Genomic DNA, 22,581 nt, shown 5'->3' on the forward strand with positions numbered 1-22,581 from the left:
GATAGGCGAATATTCATGCAGCCGCATCCGGCAAATAATCGTCAGGAAATGATCTTTGCTATCGCAAAGGCAGTGGCCGCAGCCATGCCTCCGACTAACATGGTTTGGGTAGCGCTTTTTAACGGTTTAGAACCCGTAAATTTCCCCTTCACGTATCCAAACACAAACAATGCAGTTAAAGTCGCTGCCACGGAAACCATTAATGCCGCGGCATCTCGATGAATCAACATATACGGAAATAAAGGAATGAAACCGCCTACGATATAGGATAATCCGATGGTTATCGAACTATTGCGGGCTCTTTTTGGCTCAGGTTCTTCAAGTCCCAGCTCGTGCTTCATCATGAAGGAAACCCATCGATTCGGATCGTTGCTGATTTGATCGACAGCCGATTTAACGGTATCTTCCTGCAGCCCCCATTCCCGCAATACCTCGGCTACTTCTTCTTTTTCAAACTCCGGAAGTTCGACGATTTCCCGACGCTCCCGCTCTAGTTCGTTCTCATAATGCTCCTGTTCCGTACGCGCGGCTAGATACCCGCCCAACCCCATTGCTATAGACCCGGCCGCTATCTCTGCTAGGCCCGCAATAACAACAATTTTCGTACCCGTCACGGATCCGGAAAGACCGGCCGCAAGTGCAAAAGGAACCGTCAGTCCATCCGACATGCCAATTACGATGTCCCTTATTAAAGCTGTTGCAGTAAAGTGTTTTTCGATATGCTTGTTTTGGTCCGGTTGGTTCAATTGAATGCCTCCTTGCGCTTTTCCTATGATCCCGACGCCGTAAAGTTATTGTTTATTTATTACGATTCCCATTTGGAGGATTTACCATTTCACCATTTACTTTTACGCCAATGCCGTCATCGTAAACCATTTTTCCGCCGTAATAACCCGTACCTAAAACTAAACCGCATGAGATGATTGCAACCGTAAGATAAATAACGAGCGTCTGCTTAACGAAGGATTGTTTCCCGCGAAACAGCCATATCAATCTGCCTAACACCATGATACTAACGATCCACGCGGTGATATCAGCTAACGTACTGTGAGTTTCCAAGAAGATCGTGTTGCCTCTGGCGTCCTCTTCAGGACCCGTCGCCACGGAAAGCCATGCGGATAAAGCAGCCGCAATCCAAAGCCAAAGCCCTTGTTTTAAAGGAAGAGAACCTCGCCGAATAGACACAATGAAATCATATAGAACACCGATCGTAATCAAAACAATTGGAAAATGGACAAGAATAGGATGCGCGTGATTCATCATTTCATTCAACAATGGAATTCCTCCTTGATAGTGGTATTCAAAGCGAATCGTAGCAAAAGATTATTGAAAAATTCTTAAAACCCGGAGTCGAAGTTTTATTTTGAGAGCAGATTAATTGTAGTATCCACAACCACTACCTAATTTATCCAGTCCTGCATATAATTGCGGTGAACTTCTCTTTTATTACACTGTCCCCGGTTAGACGCGCTTTTTTCCTTTTCAAGGTTCAGCTCACTTTCGACGCTATCCCTTTAGTCACACAAAAATGCAGCCGGCGCAATACGCCGGCTGCGTTTTTGTGTGACTATCGTCTCTCGCTGTTAAATCTATCTCTTTTACAGCTGAACATCCAATAATGAGGTTCTCTAGACTAATAACCCCGGATCAGTCTTCCCCGATTAGTTCCTTTCCGATGAGGCGATTATCGGTTCCATTAGTTGAGAAAACGGCAGCTCATCATATCATGATAAGCTGCCGTCGTGCTTAAAAGCCGCGATTCCCTATACCTTTCTAAGGCCAAGCTTTTTTATGCAGAATTTGAACACCACGCACTTGAAAGAAATTCGTGATGAGTGCAGGATCTTTGTGCCTGCCGGCAATGGCAAGACCAGTTTTATAGATATACGGGATATTGCAGCGGTTGCCGTTCAAGCTCTAACTGGCCAAGGACACGAGAACAAGGCATATGATCTCACCGGAAGCGAAGCTTTGTCCTATGAACAAGTTGCCGCGCTTATGACTGAAATCTGGGGAACTCCTATACGTTATGATAATCCTACTTCTGCTGAGTTTAAGAATTATTGGCGTAACCAAGGGCTGCCCTCCGATCAAATCAATGTAATGACAGGGATTTATTTTACCGCAAAAATCGGTTTTGCGAAAAAAGTTACTACTGATTTGGAAAGGTTGATCGGCCGTAAACCAATAACCATTAGGCAATATATTCACGATAACAGGAATGAATTTATTCATTGACAGCAAGGATGATGCGAATCTGCATATGTGCAATAACAAACAGCGCCGCAATATCTTCGGCGCCGTTTGTATTGTTGTTTTTGACTTTATACCTCATCCTTATTCTGTAAAAGAGGAGGGACCAAAATCTGCTTAAATCCATCCAATTCCCTATCATGTTTAACTATTACGGCATTAGATCGGCAAGTCCTTACGTTTAAAAATGGTGATTCCAATCAAGGTAAGGCTGCACGATACAGCGGCCAGAACGAACAATTGAATTCCATAACTTCCCCCGGAAATAATGGCATCTATGTCCAGCAGCGTAATAATCGTCAGATTATGCATCCATTCCAGACTGCTGCTCAAACTCGAAAGAAGATCGGCTGCAAAGAAAAAAACAGCTAACCCTGCCCCAAGCGCTAGTGCTCGACTAGAGCGATTAAACAAGCAGGAAGCAAGGAATACAACGCTTGCGATGGCTGCATGCAGCAGAAACGCCCCCCATGTGAGGGTAAAGAAAATACCAACTGGCAGCTCTCCAGGCTGTACGAATTCCGCAACGCTCCATCCAACCCCGAATATTAGAAGGAACATGGCAGCCAACGATGAAAACAAATACAATGCGCTTGTTGCCGTCATTTCTACCCGGGTAACCGGCATGGACAGGTGATAAGCCATGCTGCCTTTGTCCACTTGTTCGGCCACAAGCTTGTTCGCCGTTATGACAGAATAGATAATACCTAAGATAATAACAAAGTTTCCGAAATATTGATTTGCGACAAATGCGATTAATGTCGTGATATCTCCTAGTGGATTGACGGGAGCATCCTTGCTGGCAGCCGCAATATCCGCAATGGTTGACGGATCAAAGACCGTCATAATGATGGATATGAGAACGAGAAGAGAAACGGTAATGATTGCGAATGACTTGAAATGGGACTTCGCAAGATATTTGAACAGCTCTAGGTTAAACATTAAGAATGAGCCTCCTTTAATGATAAAATGCCATAAAATGCGATTCTAGCGAGGCTTGTGATTCACGCAGAGAAACTAATTCATGGGAAGCTAGCGCTTGAATCAGACTGTTAATACGACCTTCTTCCATTTCTATGGTTAGCTGCAGCCGGTTATCGTCGGAAGAAGTTATTGCAAACGGTCCTTGTTGGAACGATTCATAATCACTGGCATTACCAAAAGTCAGGACGTAGACTGTCCGGTTCATGCGAATGAACTCGTTAGCATGAGCAATCGAGACGAGGCGTCCCTGCTTGATAATGCCAATGCGATCGCACGTACCTTCAACTTCCTCAAATAGATGGGAAGACATCAGAATGCTCTTGCCCTGCGCCTTCTCCTCCTTAATTAACGAGACGAAAGCGGCCTGCATAAGCGGATCGAGTCCAGTTGTCGGTTCATCAAGCACAATGACCTGAGGATCATGCATGAAAGCGCAAATGATGCTGACCTTCTGCTTCATCCCCTTTGACATACGCTTCACCGGGATAGACGGGTCGAGTTCGAATCGATCTATTAGCGCCTGAGCTTTACCGCTGCTTGATAAGCCGCGCATGCGCGAAGCATGCTGGATTAGCTCGGTGCCGGTCATATGGCTGGGAAGTGCAATTTCTGCTGGCAAATAGCCGAGTTGCCGCTGAATGCTCTTGGTTTCACGCCAGCAATCTTGGCCCAGTATAGTAGCGCTCCCGCTATCCGGTCGAATAAAGCCTAGCAGATGGCGAATTGTTGTCGTCTTGCCCGCCCCATTAGGACCTAGAAAACCAAAAACCTCCCCTTCCCCAATAGTAAAAGATAAATCAAAAACGCCTTTGTTCGCTGCGTATTTCTTAGTTATATTATTAACGGATACAATGAACACTTCACAAACACACTCCTCAATTGAAAATTCCAACAACATGTCGTATGATTTTAGTCTAAGATCTTCCGGCAACATGTTCAACCGACAACTTCGTCACATATGTCGGAATTATTCGTTTACAGAATAGAGGTAATAACTATGCCAACTTCTTCTAACACAATGGTACAAACAAGACAGAATTTAATGGAAGCGTTCTGGGAGCTGTACACCATTAAACGAATAGAAAAGATTACGATTAGAGAAATAACCTCACGTGCCGGGTACAACCGCGGTACTTTCTATGAGTATTTTAAGGACGTATACGACCTTCTATCGCAAATAGAGGATGAACTGATAGCGGATATGCAGCAATTTACACCTGTCAGTTTACTTACCGACGCTCCAATCCCGCTCGATCACATGATGAATAAACTCGTCACACATCGCAAATATTTAGCTGTTCTTCTAGGGGACCACGGGGACCCCTCGTTTCAAAGTAAAATAAAAACCAGCTACCGCAACATGATCGTACAACAGCTGGCTAATACCGGTATTAAATTGAATATGGAATTAGAGATTGTGCTTGAATATGCGCTCTCAGCCATGATAGGAGTAACAGGCAGTTGGCTTCAGCAAGGAGAAAAAATTCCACTTGATCAATTAGTTAAACTTCTACAACGCATAACTCAAGATGGCCTATTACAGACGATTCGAACACAAATATAAACAAGAACCATCATCGAAATAAGGCAACATTCTTCTACTTTTGAAGAATGTTGCCTTATTCATCTCCTCTACTCAAGCCCAAGCTCATCATACCGAACAGAAGCAATATTGTGTCTTTTGTAAAAATCCATCAAAATGGGATCAAGCAGCATTCGTCTTTCGGCATCCCGTTCTTCTGCTATTCTAATTCCATCAGTTTCTGCGTTGCCGAATTGGCGCATCTCTTCATTATTATGACCTGGATGTAATATAACTGTATACGATCCTGCTGAATTTGATTGAAGCCCCATTATATGGTTATCTAAATATTGGGTATGCAATTTTACACAATCATCATTGTCTTCATAAGGTATATAATTATTAGGAAGTGGCTGGTGATAGTGGATCGTATTCATTAATTCCCTTTCCTTGCACCAAACATCTAGCCATGCATGATAACCATCAATGAATTGTCCAAAAAACATGTGCTCATCTACATAGGAGATGCGAAATCCTAGCCGGCATAGCCGCTCATATTGCATAATCGTCTCTGCTATAGCTTCGTCAAGATTCACCTGGCTCATTAAAGAAGGATGCGGCAGAAAGTACCCATGTTGGTCTATAAGACTGGGCACCTGACTCAAGGGAAGAACAGGCCTCCATTTCACCTTATCCCATTCAGCATTCATCGTAATATGCATGCCAAAACAAATCTCTTTATGACTAGCAAGTAATTCAGCTCCTTCCTCAACATACAGTCCCGGAGCCATAACGCTTACATTTTTGACCATCCCTGCTTTGCATACCTCGGCAATTGCTTCATTTGCTGAGCGGCTGCCTCCGAAATCATCCCCACGCAGTATTACCTTGATCATGCTGACACCGCCATATACTAACCTGCCGACTGACTCATATGAGTCTGCATAACCTCAGCGAGTCTCAGAGATATTTTCTCCATGCCAAAATTGGATGGATGGATAAGATCGGAAGTCAGACCTGCTCCTTGCGATAACAGCTCTAACCCATTTAAGTGGATAAGCCTTGGCAAATTTAACAGCTTGACTTGTTTTTTAACTGCTTCCCGATAGGGATTAACTAACGGATCTCCGTCGAAATCTCCTTGCATGGCAAACATGTCTATACAGAAAATCCATTTGTCCTTGTGTGTACTGGCAATCTGCGGCAGAAATCGTTTCAGTTTGTCCTCAAACACGGAAACAGGAACCGGCTTGTTAAGAGCAACATCCCATTTTACATTGATTCCAAGTTCCAACGTTGCAAAATCCCAATCAGTCCGGCCAGCTATATAAGCGGCAGCTGTAGCATCTAAGAGCGCGCTGCCCGGGAACCCTAAATTAATCAAATCGGCTCCCAAGCTGTTGGCCGTTTTCATGACATAGGTGGAACTTGGAAGGCCGGCCGATGCTCCATGCGTGATAGATGAGCCGTAAGCAAGCCAGCGCAACGAAGGCTTGTCCTCCGGCAGAGGGGCTGCAATTGCGCCTTCAACAAGCTCTATATCGGCAATATTGGCGTTTATCGGTAGCAGAATTCGAACCAGTTCCGGATTAAAGCATGCGCCTTCTTGTTCGGCTATAGCTCTCATTAATGATAGCTTTTCCGGCTTTCGGATACGCAGCTCGGGACTAACCCCAATGAACACGTAAGGCTCCGGCTCGGGGAAAGAGCCGTGAAAGACTTCCGCAAGAGCTGCCCCGGGTTGCAGCTCGTACGCCAGCTTAACTCTTATCATAACCTCGTCACTTTGCATGCGAAACCTAATTTCGGAGCCACTCATGCAAAAGGAGGTTTGCTGCGCCAAAGCATTCAGCTCCAAACGCACGGCATTCGGGACTCTGCTCCATACCCTTTTTCCTTCATGCTCTATTTGTTCGGCGAAATTATGAAGTTCCAGTTTCATTCGCAAGATCTCCAATCCATCACAACCGCTTTATATTCGTTAGGGTGTAACAGAAGATCATGATAAATCTCGGGTGCCTGATCCGGGCTGATGACATGGCTGATGAAACGCGATGCATCCAGCTTTTTTTCGAGAATAAGCTGGAAGGCGGTCGAAAACACCCATTCCACATCCATGCTGACGCCACGTTGAGGCCGAACCGGATAACGATACATATGCGCACCGCGAATCGACTTTCCATGAAGATGCACGTCCCACATGATCGCATTCAAATCTCCCTCTACATGCACGCGAGGAGAGCCTAGCAGAATGATTTCTCCCATTGGCGACGTCGTTTTTACGCAATTCTCAATGACGCGAACATGTCCTACGGCATCAACCGTAAATGGAGCCCCTTCTCCGCCGGTTAATTGAAGAACTTTCTCCACTTGCGAAGAAGGATTGACATCCACGACTTCCTTAATTCCAAGCGATCTAGCCCATTCGCATCTTTCTTGAAGAGGATCTACGCCAATGACTCTGGCTCCCTTCAACTGATACATGAGCGCGGCAAGCACGCCTACAATGCCAAGTCCATATACTACAACGGTATCTCCAAGGCGCAGGTTGGTCATGTTGGGGGCTGTCATGGCAATCTCCACCATGCAACCAAGAGCCGCTTCAACGGGATCCAGTTCAGATGGCACTTTGAAAAGATGCCCCCATTGATGCCCCTGATCGTGAACGAATCTTTCTCTCGAGGCATGCTTGCCGGCGTAAAATACCCGGTCACCAATTTCGAAATCCGTGACTTCGCTGCCTTTTGCTTCAATGATTCCAATCGAACCGTAACCTGGCCGCACCGGAAACTCGGTTCCCGGCTCAATGCCTTTTAGCCTTGCTAATTCCGTGCCGGCACTGATGATGGATGCTTCATTGCGGATGATGACTTCCTTTGCGCCTAACGGTGAATCATTGAACGTCTCTTGACCAATCGTTACGCGGTTGCATTCCGGAAATTCGATATAGGTAACCATTCTCCATACTCCTTTATTTGAATCGAATATGATTGGCATGCTTGGTGTGCAGCCATAAATCGTCTTCATTGTTGATTTTTTTATCGTTCAAGTAGAAATCCTCTATTAAAATATGATCGACCGTCGAAGAGGCTGTTCCGCCGATGAGTGAGCAGGTGTAACCGCTGTTGAACGGCTGCTCGATAGCCTGAATATTTTTAAAATGGATGTCCTGAATACTTCCTTTAACCTTATCCTCATTCCACTTAGGCGAATCAACCACTCTAATATCGATCAGTTTATCGTAAAAATGCTCGATTCTGATATTCTCATAGCGAACATTTCTAACTAAGGCGCGGTCCCCGTTATGGATGCTGAATACAGAGCCAAATCCATGTACGGCAATGACATCAATATTCTCAAACACGATATTTTCCACAAGGCCGGTTCTCAACTCAAATCCGATCTCTAGACAATTCCCGCCGTTCTCTTCGGCTGAATACATAACGCTGTTTCTGATGATCACGTCCCGTACATCATTGGCCCAGGTTCGTTTCGCGTTTCTTGGCTCGGGGTTATTCAAGGCTTTTACCGCAATGCAATCGTCATTATTGCGCAGAAACACGCCTTCCACAAGAACTTTTCTGGAACCCACAATATCGATGCCGTCAGAGGATACGCAATGACCAATCTCCTTAATGTTACGAATTTGAACATCCTCGCAATCGCCCAGGACAATCATCCAGTTGGGAGGCTCTATTAATATAATTCCTTCAATGGTTACATTCCTGCAGCCCTCCAGCACAACGAAATGACGGCGGTCCGGACCATCGGCCGGCTCAAGCGACCCATCCAGTATTCCATAACCGCAAATTCGGATGTTCTCGGCATCCGTAGCCCGAATGACCCCGCGAACAACGGCTCCTCCCTCTATATAAAGAGTCTGATTGCTCTTCAGTCTCAGCGTGCCTACTTCATGAATCAGCCCCGCCTTGAAATAAATCACATCCTGATCATTCTCGGAGGGCGCACTTTTCATAATCGGATTAGCAAATATAAACAAGGGATATTTTTGATCGTTAATTTCCACGAATAAGTTCATTGGCTCTTCAATTACAAAAGATACGGACCTTTCTTTCTGTTGATAGTCTATTTCCCGGCTTAACGGTCTGATAGATATCCTCTCAATCGGAAAATCCGTCTCGATTTCGATCTCCGCTCTGCCCTCCATGGAAAACGATGCAAAGCAAGCCACGGTAGCATGGAACAAAAACTCCCGGTTTCCATTAACAAATAGACGCAAGCCTGTTGCTGACGGGCAATATCCAGAATAGTTATAGGCAGAGATGCCTGAAGAATTCATTAACATGCGCGTTCCTCCCTTTATATATGAATCAAACGTCCTTCTCTGGCGGATTGGGCTGCCGCTTGCAGCATGCGCAGGGAAGCTATTCCGTCATTACAGTCCACGGGTGAAGATTCGTTCTGCAGGATTGCCGCAACAAATTTCCGGATAACTCCGCTGTCGGACTGACTATCATTGGTTTGCATGCCGGCAGATTGATACCTTTCCACGCTGCCATCCGCATGGACAACAATAAGCGGATGAAGAGGATCTTCCAGAATTTTCATAATTCCATTTTCTCCGTAGATGATAGTGCTATTATCTTCTTCGCCGTAATAGGTCCAGCTTAAGGCCATCGTACCCAGCACGCCTCTCCTCGTCCGAAAGACGCAGACCATATTGTCGTTTACGGCTACCGGCGAACCATTCTCATCGGATTTATGAAGCGTCCCATCAAGTGCAGCAATTTCAGACAAGTCGTCATCAAGCAAAAATCGTACAAGATCGAATTTATGTATGCCTAGGTCACCTGCGGCGCCAAATACGGACCTTGTCTTGTCGAAGAACCAGGATTTTGTGCTTTTAACATAAGCCCAGTTTTCCGGACCGCTATGTCCAAATGTCACGCGAATGGATAACACTCTCCCAATGGCCCCTTTCCGGAGCAGCGTCCTCGCCATTTGGTGCGACTCGTTAAAACGTTGATTATGCGCGATCATTAAAATACGATTTGCTTGCAATGCGGCTTCTTTCATCGCTTCCGCCTCTTCTATCGTCACGCTTATGGGCTTCTCGCAGAGAACGTGCTTGCCTGCGCGGAGTGCTGCAATAGAAAGGTCATGATGCGTTTCATTGGACGTGCAAATGCTCACGGCATCAATGCAGGGATCTTGGAGCAGGTCCTCCGCTGATTCTTTTATGTTACTTCCGTATTTTTCAGCCATTCTTGCGGAGCGTTCAGGATTACGATCGTAGACAGCCGCAAGCTGCACGTCTTCATGTCCGGCATATTCAGGCGCATGGCGAAATTGCGCAATAGATCCGCATCCGATGATGCCTACTCGGATTGACAACATCTCCACTCCTTCATTTCTTAATTTCTGTATGATTAAGTATATCCGCCTCCATAAACAGCCTCTAACAGTTTGAAAACCTTCCATAACAGTCTAATGACTAATTCTGCAAATCAAAAAGCCGCCACATGGGTGACGGCTTCGAACTTTTCGTTAATCAAATTTTTCCCACGTGCCAATGGAGGACTGATTAGCGTACAGTCCAGCGTTATTGGCATTCGGATTACATGAAACGTATAGATTTGTGGCTAATGCCTTATAAGATTTGGAACCATCCGAATTCACAACCTCCTGGAATTTCTCCCATTGTTGTATTTGATCCGAAATGGCTTGCAGCGGAGCATCTGTCCAGCTCGCATTGGCTTGCACGTATTTTCCGTTTGTTGCCTTGAAAGATACGGTTCCATCCCCGTTGTCTATTCGATCAAAGGTCTCCCAAGCTTGGGCGTTAGAGGCAACGGCTAATAACGGCGCGAAATTCTGATCTACATGCGCACGTACATATAAACCGTTTGCCTTCGCCTTTAAAGTTATGGTCCCAGAGTTTGGCGTTGTCCCGCCAGCGCGTTCAAAAGCACCTAAATCTTTGGCGGAACCTTGCGGCCTTGCAGCGGACCCGAACAAATTTTTAATTTCACCTTTGCTTGCAATGTAGTTCCAGTCCGGTGCCCAGCGGTACCAGGAGATTGGTTGGTTAGCCGTTGTCTGCATGAGCGCTTCTTGGTCGAAAACGAGCGCATCACCCGGTGTATCCGTTGACGTTCCAGCATCTATACTGCTGGAGGATGGTCCGAGAGTGTAATCCGCGTTGTTCGTATTAACGAATTGAGGACCGCTCGAACCCGCCTGACCGGAAACATTATTATTGGAGAAAACGCTATTCGTATATCCACTGGAAAAGGTATAGAACATGGCTCCGTTTGCTCCAATGGTGCTTTGATGGACAATGTTGTTACGTACGTTTACCTGGTCCGTTGAATCCTGCCCGGCAAAAACAAGTCCCGAGTTTACTTGGATATAAGTAGGCTCTTTGCCATTGTTGGAAAGGGTATTATTAAAAATACGGGAATAAGCGCTGTCTGTAATCGCTATGCCGAGACCGCCATTTTCGAAAAGCAGATTGTTTTCGATTTTAGCTCCGCCTTTATGGAATGAAAGATCCACAATAATGCCGTTTCCGTCCGTATGGTAGTTCGAGACGTCTACATTATGATAGGAAACATTGTTTCGTATCACATTATTGGTACCGTACATTCCCCAGAAATTAATGCCGCTTGACCAGGAACCCGTATTCGGGTCCCACCCTGTACGTCCGACAAGGTTATTCTCAACGAGGACGTCGCTTGCATTAAAAATAGAAATACCGTTTTGACCGCATCGGTCAATGACATTATTACGAATATTCAGGTGAGATACCGTTTGGTAAGGCGAGATGTCTCTGCCATCCTCCTGGTAAATAATCTGGCTCGCTGCTCCTATATTGATCGCAGATCGCCAATAGTTTCTAATAATAAAACCTTCAATATTAATATAACTGCCATTTCCCGTTCCTTGCTGCCCTTCACCGTAATAAAAGGCAACACCAGAGGTTCCATTGCCATCAAGGATCGGTATCTCGCCGGGATAATTTCGAATCGTAATATACGCATTGGCACTTCCGGACTTCGTTAAGTAAGTTTCACCCGTGTATGTCCCCCCTCGCACATAGATCGTATCGCCAGGCTGCACCGCTTCCATTGCTTTGGCAATTGTCGGCCATGGCGAATTGATCGAACCGTCATTTGAATAGTTGCCATTTGGGGCAACATAATAGTTTGATGCTGCATGTGCCTTGGGTAACGGAACAGCCATGCTTACCGCGAATAACAATGCTGCAAGAACCGTCATTGTTTTTCTTAAATGCTTCAAACCAATCATCCTCCTGTTATTTAAGTAAAGGTAGCCTTTTGTAAGTCGTTATCGTTTCTCTTCCTCCCCTCTAACGCCCTTATCTACCGGTGGACGCTTCTACCTTTATAATAGACGGGAGATCTTTGTACTTCTAACACTGCGGTTACCATTGTAAGCACTTTCATGACTGCAACTTATACGTTTTTCATATGCATAAAAAGCGGCCTGCTCAAATGGCAGGCCGTGTATCAATCAGGATTGCTTTTGAAGCTGCATGAACAATTTATACAATAGAACTGCGGATTCAGCCCTAGTAGCCTTTTGAGACGGATTAAACTTTCCGGCTTGGTCGCCATTCAGCAAACCTGCGGCCCGCAATTGAATTACGCTGTCTTTTGCATATTCAGCAATCTTCTTGTCATCCTTGAAAGAACTAACCGGTCTTTCCGGAAGATTCAGCTGAAGAATTTGAATCGCGCGCCGTGTCATAACAGCCATTTCTTGTCTCGTAATAAAGCGGTTTGGACCAAAACTGCCGTCCTTATATCCTTCGACCAAGCCTAAACCTGCTGCGGCGGAAATCGAACGGGAGTACCAGGCACCTGGTGTCACATCTGTAAAACTATTCGATGCAGGAGCGGTTTCCGAAAAAAATGCGGCAAGCATGGACACAAATTCCGCTCGAGTAACCGCCAACCCAGGTGAAAATTGCTTATTGCCCGTACCGGCTAGCATGCCGCGAGCAGCCAACCCTTCAATGCTTTCAGCAGCCCAAGGAACGGTTGCAAGATCATTGAATTTATCCTTTGACGATAAGATCGTAAATCGGCTGAAATGAGCCGGAATGAAATAAACCATGCCTGTCGATGTTTCATACGACGAGCTGCTTATAATATCTAAACCGTGGTTGTCACTAACGTAAGCAGCCACGACTCCATAAGCTTTTTCTCCAGCCTTTAAGACATAAGGAATCTGAAGGCTGACGGACTTATCGGTCTTGAACGTATGAATCGGCTGACCGTCTACAAATAGAGAAACATCATAGACCATGACCGGTTGCTGTCTGTTTGGTCCATTGACCGTTTCGGTCTTTCCATTATGCAGTTCTACAAGAAAACTTTCCTTGTTTGCTTCCAATTCCTTTATAGCGTCTGTTTTCATCGTCATGGTCAAGAATGGAGTTTGGAATATAATGGACTGTATCCCCTTCTTCTGTGCTTCTAACATGGATACTGCCGGCAAGTGGAACCGAACCTGATTGAGTGCTCCAATCGCTTCGAGCTTAATGACTAAAGAATTGTTGTTAGTTAAAGCTGTCTGAATGGCGGTTTGAAGGACCGTATCGCTTAATGTAATGTCCGGCGATGAAACGGACTCTTCAGGAATTATGCTGACGGTGCCTGCCTTTACGGTAATCCGCGGAGTATAATCAATAACCGTATTTCCGGTTGCAGGAGTATCAGGAGGATTATCTGTAGGATCTGGAGCTGCTGCTAGTTTAATAGAACCGTATCCTTCCGTACTCTGCCAGCCTTGACCTGTTCCGTCAGACCAATTTAGCGTTCCGGTTCTTCCGGAAGTGCCATTTGTATCATTGATTTGCAAGTCTAGTCCTAGCACGTCGTCCACCGAATGGCCAAGCGTCCATTTCATCTTCGCTGAAATCCAATACTCGGTTCCGTCGGCCTTTGCATAGGAGACTAATTCTTCTGCCTTTTTGCTGTTAATACTTTGTTCATTGGCATAATTGATTCTGAATTGGCCATCATCATTTTGATACAACGGCGTCTTCTGATTATTCTCGTCCTTGAAAAATTCAATGGAGTCTTGTTCGTAAACATTAACATTATCCTTATTAAGGGACGTACTGCCGGTGACATGAGCAAGGACATACAAGTATTGATCATCCCATAACAAACGGAATGTTCCTTTTTTCTGGCTTTCTCCTGTCTTGATCTCTGTTCTCAGTTCGGCCCCTTTGCTCCACAAAGGATCAATGCCGCTTTGAAGTTCAAGCTTTGGCGTGCCTTTCGGTACATAAGCCTTATTCTCATTCTGCTCAACCAATTGGAGCTTACCCAGGGTCTGCTTATCATCGGCTTGATTAAGGTCGGTATTGTTCCATGCGACTTCTTGATCATTGTTCGTCAATTTTATATCGAACCCTATCAATTGCGATTTGGACAACGTCTTGGCCGGAAACGGAATTTTGCTTTCTACGATATACCCTCCAGGTATTTCCTTCACAACGGCATTAAAGCTGCCCCCACTGGTCACACCGGATCTTGATACACGAAGCATACGGTCATTATCGCCTTCATAAGAAGACTGCTTGTCGTAATCTCCATTAATAAAGATATCTACATGATCGCGGCTATCGATTGTCGAGTCTTTTACATACATCAACAGATAAAGATTTCCTTCGTCCCATAGCGTCTTAAAACTGGCGGAATCGGATAACTTTGTCTCATTAAGAAAATCCCACGCGCGATCGGCCTTCGCGTCAATAGCATCCGGTTTTCCCTTTGCCGCATTCGTTAATAGATTCGTCTTGCCCAACTGTTCCTTAATGGACAAGTTATCGACAAGAATAGGCGTTGTATCGTTGTATGCATCAGGGTCGCCGTTCCAGTCAGGCGCGCCTTGCACAAGGAGCTGAAATTCTTCAATTTTTCCCGAAGACGGCGTGGAAATCGTACCTGCAATTTGCTGCCATCCGGTTGCTGACGGCGTTACTTTCCCTATCATGTACGTATTGCCGTCTTTCGTGCCTTGCCCGTTTACCGGATCGCTGTCCATGACAATCTTGACATAGAGCGCAATTTGCTTGCCCGTTGCGGCTGCTTGATCAGGCAATTTAACGTACCCGCTTACATTATAGGTCTTATCGTTTTTCACTTTAGATGTAATTGACTGGTATATGCCGTTCCAGAATGCGGTACGACCCGAAATTTGAAGACACTGATAGCCGCTTTGGCAGGCTTGAATACTGTTTATGCTGCTAATGCTGCTTTCCAGAGCGCTCCAACCGGCAATTCCGGTCTCGAATCCCTGATTGGACAACAGTTCAACAGCCTTCGGAGGTTCTGGAGGAAGCTCCTCATCCGGGATAACGGCATCCGGATTGGAATTGGTATATGAAGTTGAGAAGGCTCCCAAGTCAACCCTTCCGTTTTCAGCTTCGCGCTCTGCCGGCGTAAAAATGTGCTCAAGCCCACCTTTGCCGATGATATAATCCATATCCGGTGCGAATGTAAACCAATCTACCGGTTGGCCAGTCGTTTGTTTTTTTAAAGCTCTATGGTCAAACACAACAGTATCCTGAGGTCCCTTGCTGCTGTAGCCTCGATCTATGTCTGGTGAATCGTCTGCTAGTGTAAAATCTGCGTTTGCCGGGTCTTTAAACTTCGGATTATGCGCGCCAGGCTGGCCGGAAATATTGTTTGCGATGATTTCGCTGTCCTCATCAAAAGGAATATTTGTCTTTAATCCGTTTTTATTTCTCTGATAAACAATATTGTTTGATAGGTCAATGTTGTGATGTGCCTCCCAAAACGCCATGCCTGTGGGGCCATTGACATAATCCGGGTCTTGGCCATTCTCATAAAGCGTGTTATTACGGATTATCGCATTGCTGGCATCCGTCCATGCAAGACCCACACCGCCATTCATAAAGAATAGATTATTCTCGACGACAACCGACGTATGAGGACCGCTAGTATCCAGAATCATTCCGTTACCGTCGGTATGCCTTGCGGAAACATCAATATTTTGATAAGAGACATTATTGCGAACATAGTTCTCGCTCCCGTTCAGATCAAGGAAATTTAATCCGCTTGACCATGAGCCAAAGGTCGTATCGTAACCTGTTCGGCCTACAATATTATTCTCATACGTGATGTCCGAAGCGCCGGATCCGGAAGAAATACCATTCTGGCCAATGCGGTCTACAAGGTTATAACGGATTTTATAATGCGTCGCCGGAGCTCCGATATACTGTCCATTGGAATCTTTCTCGCGGTAACCGATTGTAACGGCTGACATGATGTAATTTTGCATAACCAAGCCTTGAATGACTATATAGTTGGAGCCGGCATTTCCAAAGAAAGCGGCTATTCTTGTCTTGGAACTGCTTCCCGTATGCCAATAATCCGAACCGTCAAAAATCGGAACTTCATTCGGATAATTTCGAATCGTAATCCAGGCGTTTTCCGTTCCCGAACAAGTAATATCCGTGCTTTGCTCATAGAAACCGCCACGGATGTACAAGGTGTCACCCGGCTTTGCAAGGGACACAAAATGGGCAACGGTCGCAAACGGACTGTTCAAGCTGCCATCATTCTGATCGCTGCCTGTTGATGACATAAAATATTCCTTACCTTCGGAAGGCAGCGATACGGTTACCGTGCATTTCACGGTCAACGCAGTGCCTGCTACATGTCCTTCAACCTGGAAGGTTCCCGTATTGGCGTATTGGTCTGGGTCGATCGAATCCCATACAACCGTCTCTAAACCTGTGGATTGATCGCTATAAGTAACGTTAATGGTTGACGGCAGCTGAGGAACAATGTCCTTTTGCGTTGTTACAGAGGCATCCGTGAACGATACAATCGTTTTGACAGGACCCGCCTCTTTCTTCACGAGCGAAAGATCATCGAGATATACTACGCTATCTGAAACATGCTTTATAGATAAATATTTGTTCGTCTTTGGACTAATCGTAACGGAGAATGCTTCCCATGAGTCCGTTTGAGTAACCTGAATCCATTTTGCGCTGCTGTTATCCCAGGGGAAAAAGATCTCAACCGCTCCATCACCCGCGTTTGATTTAATATAGCCGGACAAAATATAATCAACGTTATCTTCGACAGGAACTTGCTGCTCATATCTCTCGTAAGCGCCTATGGCACCATCAATTTTTAATGCTTTGGAACCGCCATGCGCAATACTTGCGTCATCAACTACCTGAAAGTTATTGCCGCCCGAAGCCGCCCAGTTGGCGGTCCCCTCCTCAAAATCGCCGTTTGCCAGAACATTACTTGATGCCGCTGCAGCGATCGGCGGAGCCTCGACAGGGAACATGGACAAGCAGACGATCAGACATAGAAATGCCATTAGGGCTGGCTTGCATCGCTGAGCTAGAATTTTAGCATGTTTCAACATTTTTAACCCTCCATGAATTCATTCCGAATTTAGGAACCGCTTTCAAAAGTATTCTTGCTATCTATCCCGTGATCTGGTTCTCTGAATCATCCTCTCTTCTGTATCAGATTTACGAAGAGTATATCGTCCCGATCCCACTTGCTCTATCAGTAAAATAACCAACTATAACATTCTCATGACCGAAATTTGCGTATGTTCCGCTTCTCTCACAAATTGCTGGACAACAGTCATAATCAATTTCATAATGGGGTTACTTATCCAAAGAAAGGGCTTACACATGAAAATACTATTACAAAATAATGAATGGTTTAGGTCTATCCGCATAAAATTTATTCTATTGTTTTTGCTGGTGATCATGCCGCTTGTTTTTTTACTTTTTTATAATAACAACTACGCGAAAAACATCGTTGAAAAGCAGGCCATTCAAGCCCATGAAACCACATTGGCCAATTTCGTCAAACAAACGGACGATATAATGACGGCGGCTGAAAGATATTTAATTAATGTTCAGCAGCAAGAGCTTGACGTGAACAGCATGGATCTTTCTTTGGCTGACCAAACAAACTATACGCTGACAAAAGTGAGAGTCAGCAATAAGTTTAATGCCAACCAGAGCAATATGACCGGTATCGATACCCTTATGCTTTACTCTTTGAAAAACAAAGAAGCCGTTATTTCCTCCAATCAATCGGATTACCAGGCAAAACTCGAAGCTGCCAACCAGCTGATGGCGGAGAGAAGCAAGCTTCAGCCGGTATTGCAGCGCGGGCTTCTCGATACAACTTATTACACGCTTAATGGAAGCCACTATCTTATCCGCATTTATAATGCAAGCTCTACCCTGCAGCTTGGCGCATGGTTTAATTTGAACAATCTGCTTGAATCTCTTAATATAAGAAATTCGGTTATTTTAGATAAGAATGGGACTCCGCTTGTAAACGAAGGCTTAACGGATGAGCAATTGGAGTGGATTAGACAAACCATAAATTCAAATCCAATTGATACAAGCCCCATCGAACGTACCGTGACAATAGATCATGAGCAGCATCTGTTTATCATGAAATCATCTGCTTCTATGGATCTGCGATACGTCATTCTTATTCCGTCCAGCGATATCGTGCAAAAGCTGTCTTTTTTTCAAGAGGTCATTTTGCTCATTCCAGCCGCAATCGTGGTTATCATTATTCTGTATCTCGTCTTTATGCAGCGGATTCTTATCCGGCCCATGCAACAAATTATCGGCGGAATGAGACGATTGTCTCATGGAAATTTTGATTTGCGTCTTGAGCTCCCCGCTTCCACCGAATTTCAATACATGACGTCCACTTTCAACAATATGGCAGAAGAAATTAAAAGTCTTAAACTATTTATTTATGAGGAAAAATTGCGCGTGCAGCAGGCAGAAATGAAGCAGCTGCAAATGCAAATCAACCCACACTTTTACGCCAACAGCCTGAACATCATAAACGGCATGGCCCAGTTGCACGATTTTCATTCTGTTCAGGAAATGACCCGCCTTCTTGCTGCTTATTTTCGATTTGTAACAACAAGTTCTAGACAGGTCATTACTTTGAGGGAGGAAATTGAACATATCCGCAATTATCTTGCGATACAGAAATACCGATATCCTTCAGCTCTGCTTTTTGACGTCCAACTTGCACAAGAATTGGAACTGCTTCATATTCCTCCGCTAACGGTGCAACCATTTATTGAAAATGCTATTATTCATGGCTTCCGCAGAAAGATTAATCCGTTTACTATACGATTGCATGCCGAAAGGATGAATCCACTTGCCAATGAAGAAATTAACCAAGTTAAATTAGTAATCGAAGATAATGGAGCCGGGGTAAGCGAGGAGCAATTAAAGAATCTTCAGCTTGTCGCCCAGCAATCCCAATCGGATAACAAACATCTTGGCATCTGGAATGCGCTGCGGCGTTTGAAACTTTATTATGGTGAGGATCAAGTCTTTTGTAATTTTCAGCACGCCGAGAATGGCGGGCTAAACATTATTGTGACCATCCCTTTCAGTACCGAATCACCAGACTGCTAGAAGTAGTCATCTAACTGCTATACATGAACAAAGATGTTCTTTATAGTAGTAGAACATCTTTTCTCGAGATAAATTTATTTGAACGGGAGGCTTCCTTATGTACACCTTGTTGATCGTCGACGATGAGATGATTGCCGTAAAAGCTATTGCCTCCGGAATTGATTGGAGCGGCTTGCCGATATCCTCTATTTATGAAGCCTACGATTACGATGAAGCCGTTGAACTGCTGACTAATCATTCTATTGATATTCTCATCACGGATATTGAAATGCCCGGAAAAAGCGGATTGCATCTGCTTGAATTCGTTCATCAACATTACCCCGATCTCGCTACCATTATTACTACAGGTCATGCCAATTTTGATTACGCCCAGAAAGCCATTAAACATGGCAGTCTGCATTACCTCTTGAAACCTCTCGACTTCAGCGAATTAAAAGGTTTAGTTACAAACGCTTTAATGAAAATTAACGAAATGAAAAAAGTAAAGCAATACACAGCCGATTACGATACTTACCAGAAACAATGGAACCAACAGCTGCCGATATTACGAGAGCGATTCTGGCAGGATTTAATCAATGAGCGCTCTTCTGTCGCCCAAGATAAGCTCCAGGCTGCTGCGGAGCTTTATCATATCCCGGTTACGGAGGATATGCATGTGCTTCCCATTCTTATTAGCGTTGAACAATGGCAGGCAGCTTTGACGACTCGCGATGAAGAGATTTTGGAATATGCTTTGCGAAACGCTGCCGATGAGCTATTATTGGGAACTTATCCGGGTCAAATTTTACAAGAGCGTCATGGTTCTAATGTCGCTCTTCTATTTTTCGAGCGCCTCGAGGACTGTTCCTCTCTCTTTACAAGTGAGATGACGGAGAGATGTACCAAATATATTCAGCAATGCAGAACGTATTTCAGGGTCAATCTCTCTTGCTATATCGGAGAAGCAGTCCCCATCCCTTCCGTATCTGCCATGTTCCGCGAATTGATACTTATGGAGAAAAATAATTTAACTAAACACCAAACGGTTCTTTATTACAGAGATCACAAGGAAAATCATTCGGAAAGCCGACTCACGCTCCCGCCTTATACGGAATGGCAAACCCTAGTGGAAACCCGCAAAAAGAATGACTTAATTGAACGTATTCATTTATGGTTTGACGGCATGTTGGAAGAATCTGCAACTCCACAATCCTTGCAAGCCTTTTACGGAAGTTATTTGAATTTATTTTACCAAGTCGGGATAAATAAAGGCATATCTAGTCTTCCATTTGACCTTGATTGTAATTTACAGTCAGCCTTGCGCTCGATTCCGCATGCCCGTGAATGGGCGATTCAAGTAGCGGAACGTTTTTTTGAGTGGAACGAAGAACAGCCCAATTACCAATCCAGCGTGATTGAAGCGGCCTCCGACTATATTTATGAACATCTTGACAATGAATTATCGCGAGAACAGATTGCCGAGCATGTTCATTTAAACCCTGCTTACCTTTCAAGACTATTTAAGAAAGAAAAAGGAATCTCGCTTAGCGACTTTATTGTCAAAGTTCGAATGGAAAAGGCGAAGCAACTTCTTCAAGAGCCTGAAATAAAGATAAGCAATGCCGCTTCCTCCGTTGGCTATACCCACTTCTCCCATTTCGCGAAGATGTTTAAAAAGGTGATTGGACAAACTCCACAGGAATATCGGAATGGTTATTTAAAAAAGTAGTTACTACACAAAGAAGCTGTACAGGATCACCTGTACAGCTCTTGTTTTGATGTGTTATTTTTTCGCTGCAAGAAATGCATCGAATTGTTTTTGCTTTTCCGCAATGATCTTGTCGAGACCGCCGGCTTTCATCTTCGCAATGAATTTCGGAAGCACTTCCTCCGGATCTACCGCTCCAACCTCAAGTGCGGAGAGGAATTCCGGACCGATGTTATTCTGTACCGCTACCTCTGATTTGACCGGTTCAAAGTCAAAAACAAAGCCAAGTCCAGGAGATGCAATGGCGTTGCTGTTAAATTCCTTAAACTTATCCCATTTTGTCGGGTCCTCATTATCCCACAGATAATTTAGGAATTGGTCGCCAAACATCCATGCCGAACCAGGATTGTACGTACGTTTACTTGGATCAACACCTGCAGGCAGCTTGATGACGTTGTCGCTTACTTTTTCGTAATGTACGCCTTCAATGCCGAAGTCTAATAAATTTAGAAGCTCTTTATCAGAATGAAGAAGATTAATAAACATCATGGCACGCTCAGGATCTTTGGAAGTTTTAGAAATACCCAGCATGGAATTGGTCGTTTCTCCCGTAGTAATATAGGCCGGGGTCAGCTCGATCTGTTGGAGTGGGTAACCGACTGTAGCTTCCAGTTCTTTGTCTTTACCCGGCTTGAGTGCTTCTGGCCACATAAATACTTTTCCTGCTTTAGCCACATCGGATGCCGTTTGTTTGCTGGTTGCAGCGTCTTTGTTAATAAACCCTTTAGTAAAGAAGGACCTCATTACTTTATAGGCATCCAGGGCTTCAGGTGTCTCGTAATAATTGTAGATTTTGGTGCTTGTGCCAATTGCCGAGATGACACCAGGGATAGTCGCATCGCCAAGAGAGTCACGCACGCTAGAGAAAGTAGGAAGGGTAGCGGTTTGAGACTCAAACAACGGAGTCATGCCTACCTCTTTTTCTTGCACCGTTTTCAGGAATGGTTCCAAATCCGAAATGGTTTTTACATTGGAGAAATCCATGTTGTATTTCTCTGCAATGTCTTTGCGTACGACCACGCCGCGGCTTGTTCCGATTTCTTTATTGGTTGGTATGGCATAAAGCTTGCCGTCAATTCGCGCGCCTTCCAGAAACTTCGGATTCTCAGTGGCTAGAATGTCTTTGCCATATTTGTTCAATAATTCATCCAACTCGAGAAATGCGCCTTTCTTGGCATTTTGGGCATGACCGTTCCAACTGGCCGTGAAGATAACATCTGCCGGCTCTCCCGTAGCAAACATGAGATTCATTTTGTCATTCCAAGCACCCCAGTCAATCGTTTGAATATCGATGGTTGCGTTGATTTTTTTCGTCAGGATCTCATTCATCTTCTCTTCTACTTTTGCTTCATCCGGTTGCGGGCTGCCTGGGTAGAACAGCGTCAATTTATACGGCTTCAAATGGCTTGCTTGGTCGTCTCCCCCGCTGTTTGTGGCAGTCGCCGTGTCGGAAGTTCCCGTCGGTTTGTTTCCTTCTTCAGTCTTTTTGTCTTCGTTGTTACCGCAAGCGCCAAGCGCCAGCGACATGCAAACCGTAACCGATAGTAATGCGAATGATAACTTTTTCATTGCTTTTGCCTCCCTTTTAAGTGTAAGACTTTTTATTCCTCTATG

At 44.8% G+C, this 22,581-nt stretch carries 16 protein-coding genes; 4 read left to right on the forward strand and 12 right to left on the reverse strand.

The features are described from left to right. Window positions 1–41 precede the first annotated feature (41 nt). Both WFK81_RS01070 and WFK81_RS01075 read right to left on the reverse strand, forming a co-directional pair. Window positions 42–746, reverse strand: a complete 705-nt coding sequence (locus tag WFK81_RS01070; protein WP_336784615.1) for a VIT1/CCC1 transporter family protein — start codon at window positions 744–746, stop codon at window positions 42–44. 52 nt (window positions 747–798) lie between these two features. Then, on the reverse strand, window positions 799–1,275 hold the full coding sequence (locus tag WFK81_RS01075; protein ID WP_336784616.1) for a DUF2231 domain-containing protein: 477 nt from the start codon (window positions 1,273–1,275) through the stop codon (window positions 799–801). Between the two features lie 483 nt (window positions 1,276–1,758). Between WFK81_RS01075 and WFK81_RS01080 the strand changes: the two genes are divergently transcribed. After that, window positions 1,759–2,238: an NmrA family NAD(P)-binding protein gene (locus tag WFK81_RS01080; RefSeq protein WP_336785456.1), complete on the forward strand. Its 480-nt coding sequence runs from the start codon at window positions 1,759–1,761 to the stop codon at window positions 2,236–2,238. Between the two features lie 174 nt (window positions 2,239–2,412). Here WFK81_RS01080 and WFK81_RS01085 read toward each other — a convergent pair whose 3' ends face one another. Further along, window positions 2,413–3,195, reverse strand: a complete 783-nt coding sequence (locus WFK81_RS01085; RefSeq protein WP_336784617.1) for an ABC-2 transporter permease — start codon at window positions 3,193–3,195, stop codon at window positions 2,413–2,415. A 16-nt stretch (window positions 3,196–3,211) separates the two neighbouring features. Next, on the reverse strand, window positions 3,212–4,135 hold the full coding sequence (locus WFK81_RS01090; protein ID WP_336784618.1) for an ABC transporter ATP-binding protein: 924 nt from the start codon (window positions 4,133–4,135) through the stop codon (window positions 3,212–3,214). A gap of 99 nt (window positions 4,136–4,234) precedes the next feature. On the opposite strand from WFK81_RS01090, the gene WFK81_RS01095 reads away from it, so the two are divergent. Then, window positions 4,235–4,801: a TetR/AcrR family transcriptional regulator gene (locus WFK81_RS01095; RefSeq protein ID WP_336784619.1), complete on the forward strand. Its 567-nt coding sequence runs from the start codon at window positions 4,235–4,237 to the stop codon at window positions 4,799–4,801. 68 nt (window positions 4,802–4,869) lie between these two features. On the opposite strand, the gene WFK81_RS01100 is transcribed toward WFK81_RS01095, so the two are convergent. The 7 genes from WFK81_RS01100 to WFK81_RS01130 all read right to left on the reverse strand — a co-directional run bounded on the left by WFK81_RS01100 (window position 4,870) and on the right by WFK81_RS01130 (window position 17,167). Continuing rightward, window positions 4,870–5,655: a ChbG/HpnK family deacetylase gene (locus WFK81_RS01100; protein ID WP_336784620.1), complete on the reverse strand. Its 786-nt coding sequence runs from the start codon at window positions 5,653–5,655 to the stop codon at window positions 4,870–4,872. 17 nt (window positions 5,656–5,672) lie between these two features. Further along, window positions 5,673–6,701, reverse strand: a complete 1,029-nt coding sequence (locus WFK81_RS01105; RefSeq protein ID WP_336784621.1) for a GDSL-type esterase/lipase family protein — start codon at window positions 6,699–6,701, stop codon at window positions 5,673–5,675. Continuing rightward, complete coding sequence (locus tag WFK81_RS01110) at window positions 6,698–7,717, reverse strand: zinc-dependent alcohol dehydrogenase (RefSeq protein WP_336784622.1); 1,020 nt, start codon at window positions 7,715–7,717, stop codon at window positions 6,698–6,700. The genes WFK81_RS01105 and WFK81_RS01110 overlap by 4 nt, the downstream gene beginning before the upstream one ends. Before the next feature lie 13 nt (window positions 7,718–7,730). Next, window positions 7,731–8,798 (reverse strand): glycosyl hydrolase family 28 protein, encoded by a 1,068-nt coding sequence (locus WFK81_RS01115; protein WP_336784623.1) that lies wholly within the window; start codon window positions 8,796–8,798, stop codon window positions 7,731–7,733. Between the two features lie 281 nt (window positions 8,799–9,079). Continuing rightward, complete coding sequence (locus WFK81_RS01120; protein ID WP_336784624.1) at window positions 9,080–10,117, reverse strand: Gfo/Idh/MocA family protein; 1,038 nt, start codon at window positions 10,115–10,117, stop codon at window positions 9,080–9,082. Window positions 10,118–10,267: 150 nt separating this feature from the next. After that, a complete protein-coding gene (locus WFK81_RS01125) occupies window positions 10,268–12,022 on the reverse strand; it encodes a right-handed parallel beta-helix repeat-containing protein (RefSeq protein ID WP_336784625.1) in 1,755 nt (584 codons plus the stop codon). Window positions 12,023–12,256: 234 nt separating this feature from the next. After that, complete coding sequence (locus WFK81_RS01130; protein WP_336784626.1) at window positions 12,257–17,167, reverse strand: sugar-binding protein; 4,911 nt, start codon at window positions 17,165–17,167, stop codon at window positions 12,257–12,259. Between the two features lie 277 nt (window positions 17,168–17,444). Here WFK81_RS01130 and WFK81_RS01135 point away from each other — a divergent pair, with 277 nt between their 5' ends. Together WFK81_RS01135 and WFK81_RS01140 are read left to right on the forward strand one after the other, a co-directional pair. After that, window positions 17,445–19,220, forward strand: a complete 1,776-nt coding sequence (locus tag WFK81_RS01135; RefSeq protein WP_336784627.1) for a sensor histidine kinase — start codon at window positions 17,445–17,447, stop codon at window positions 19,218–19,220. 97 nt (window positions 19,221–19,317) lie between these two features. Next, window positions 19,318–20,928, forward strand: a complete 1,611-nt coding sequence (locus WFK81_RS01140) for a helix-turn-helix domain-containing protein (protein ID WP_336784628.1) — start codon at window positions 19,318–19,320, stop codon at window positions 20,926–20,928. Between the two features lie 54 nt (window positions 20,929–20,982). On the opposite strand, the gene WFK81_RS01145 is transcribed toward WFK81_RS01140, so the two are convergent. After that, window positions 20,983–22,536 (reverse strand): ABC transporter substrate-binding protein, encoded by a 1,554-nt coding sequence (locus WFK81_RS01145; protein WP_336784629.1) that lies wholly within the window; start codon window positions 22,534–22,536, stop codon window positions 20,983–20,985. Window positions 22,537–22,581: the final 45 nt, after the last annotated feature.

The organism is Paenibacillus sp. MMO-177, from assembly GCF_037147795.1.
GTDB lineage: Bacteria > Bacillota > Bacilli > Paenibacillales > Paenibacillaceae > Pristimantibacillus.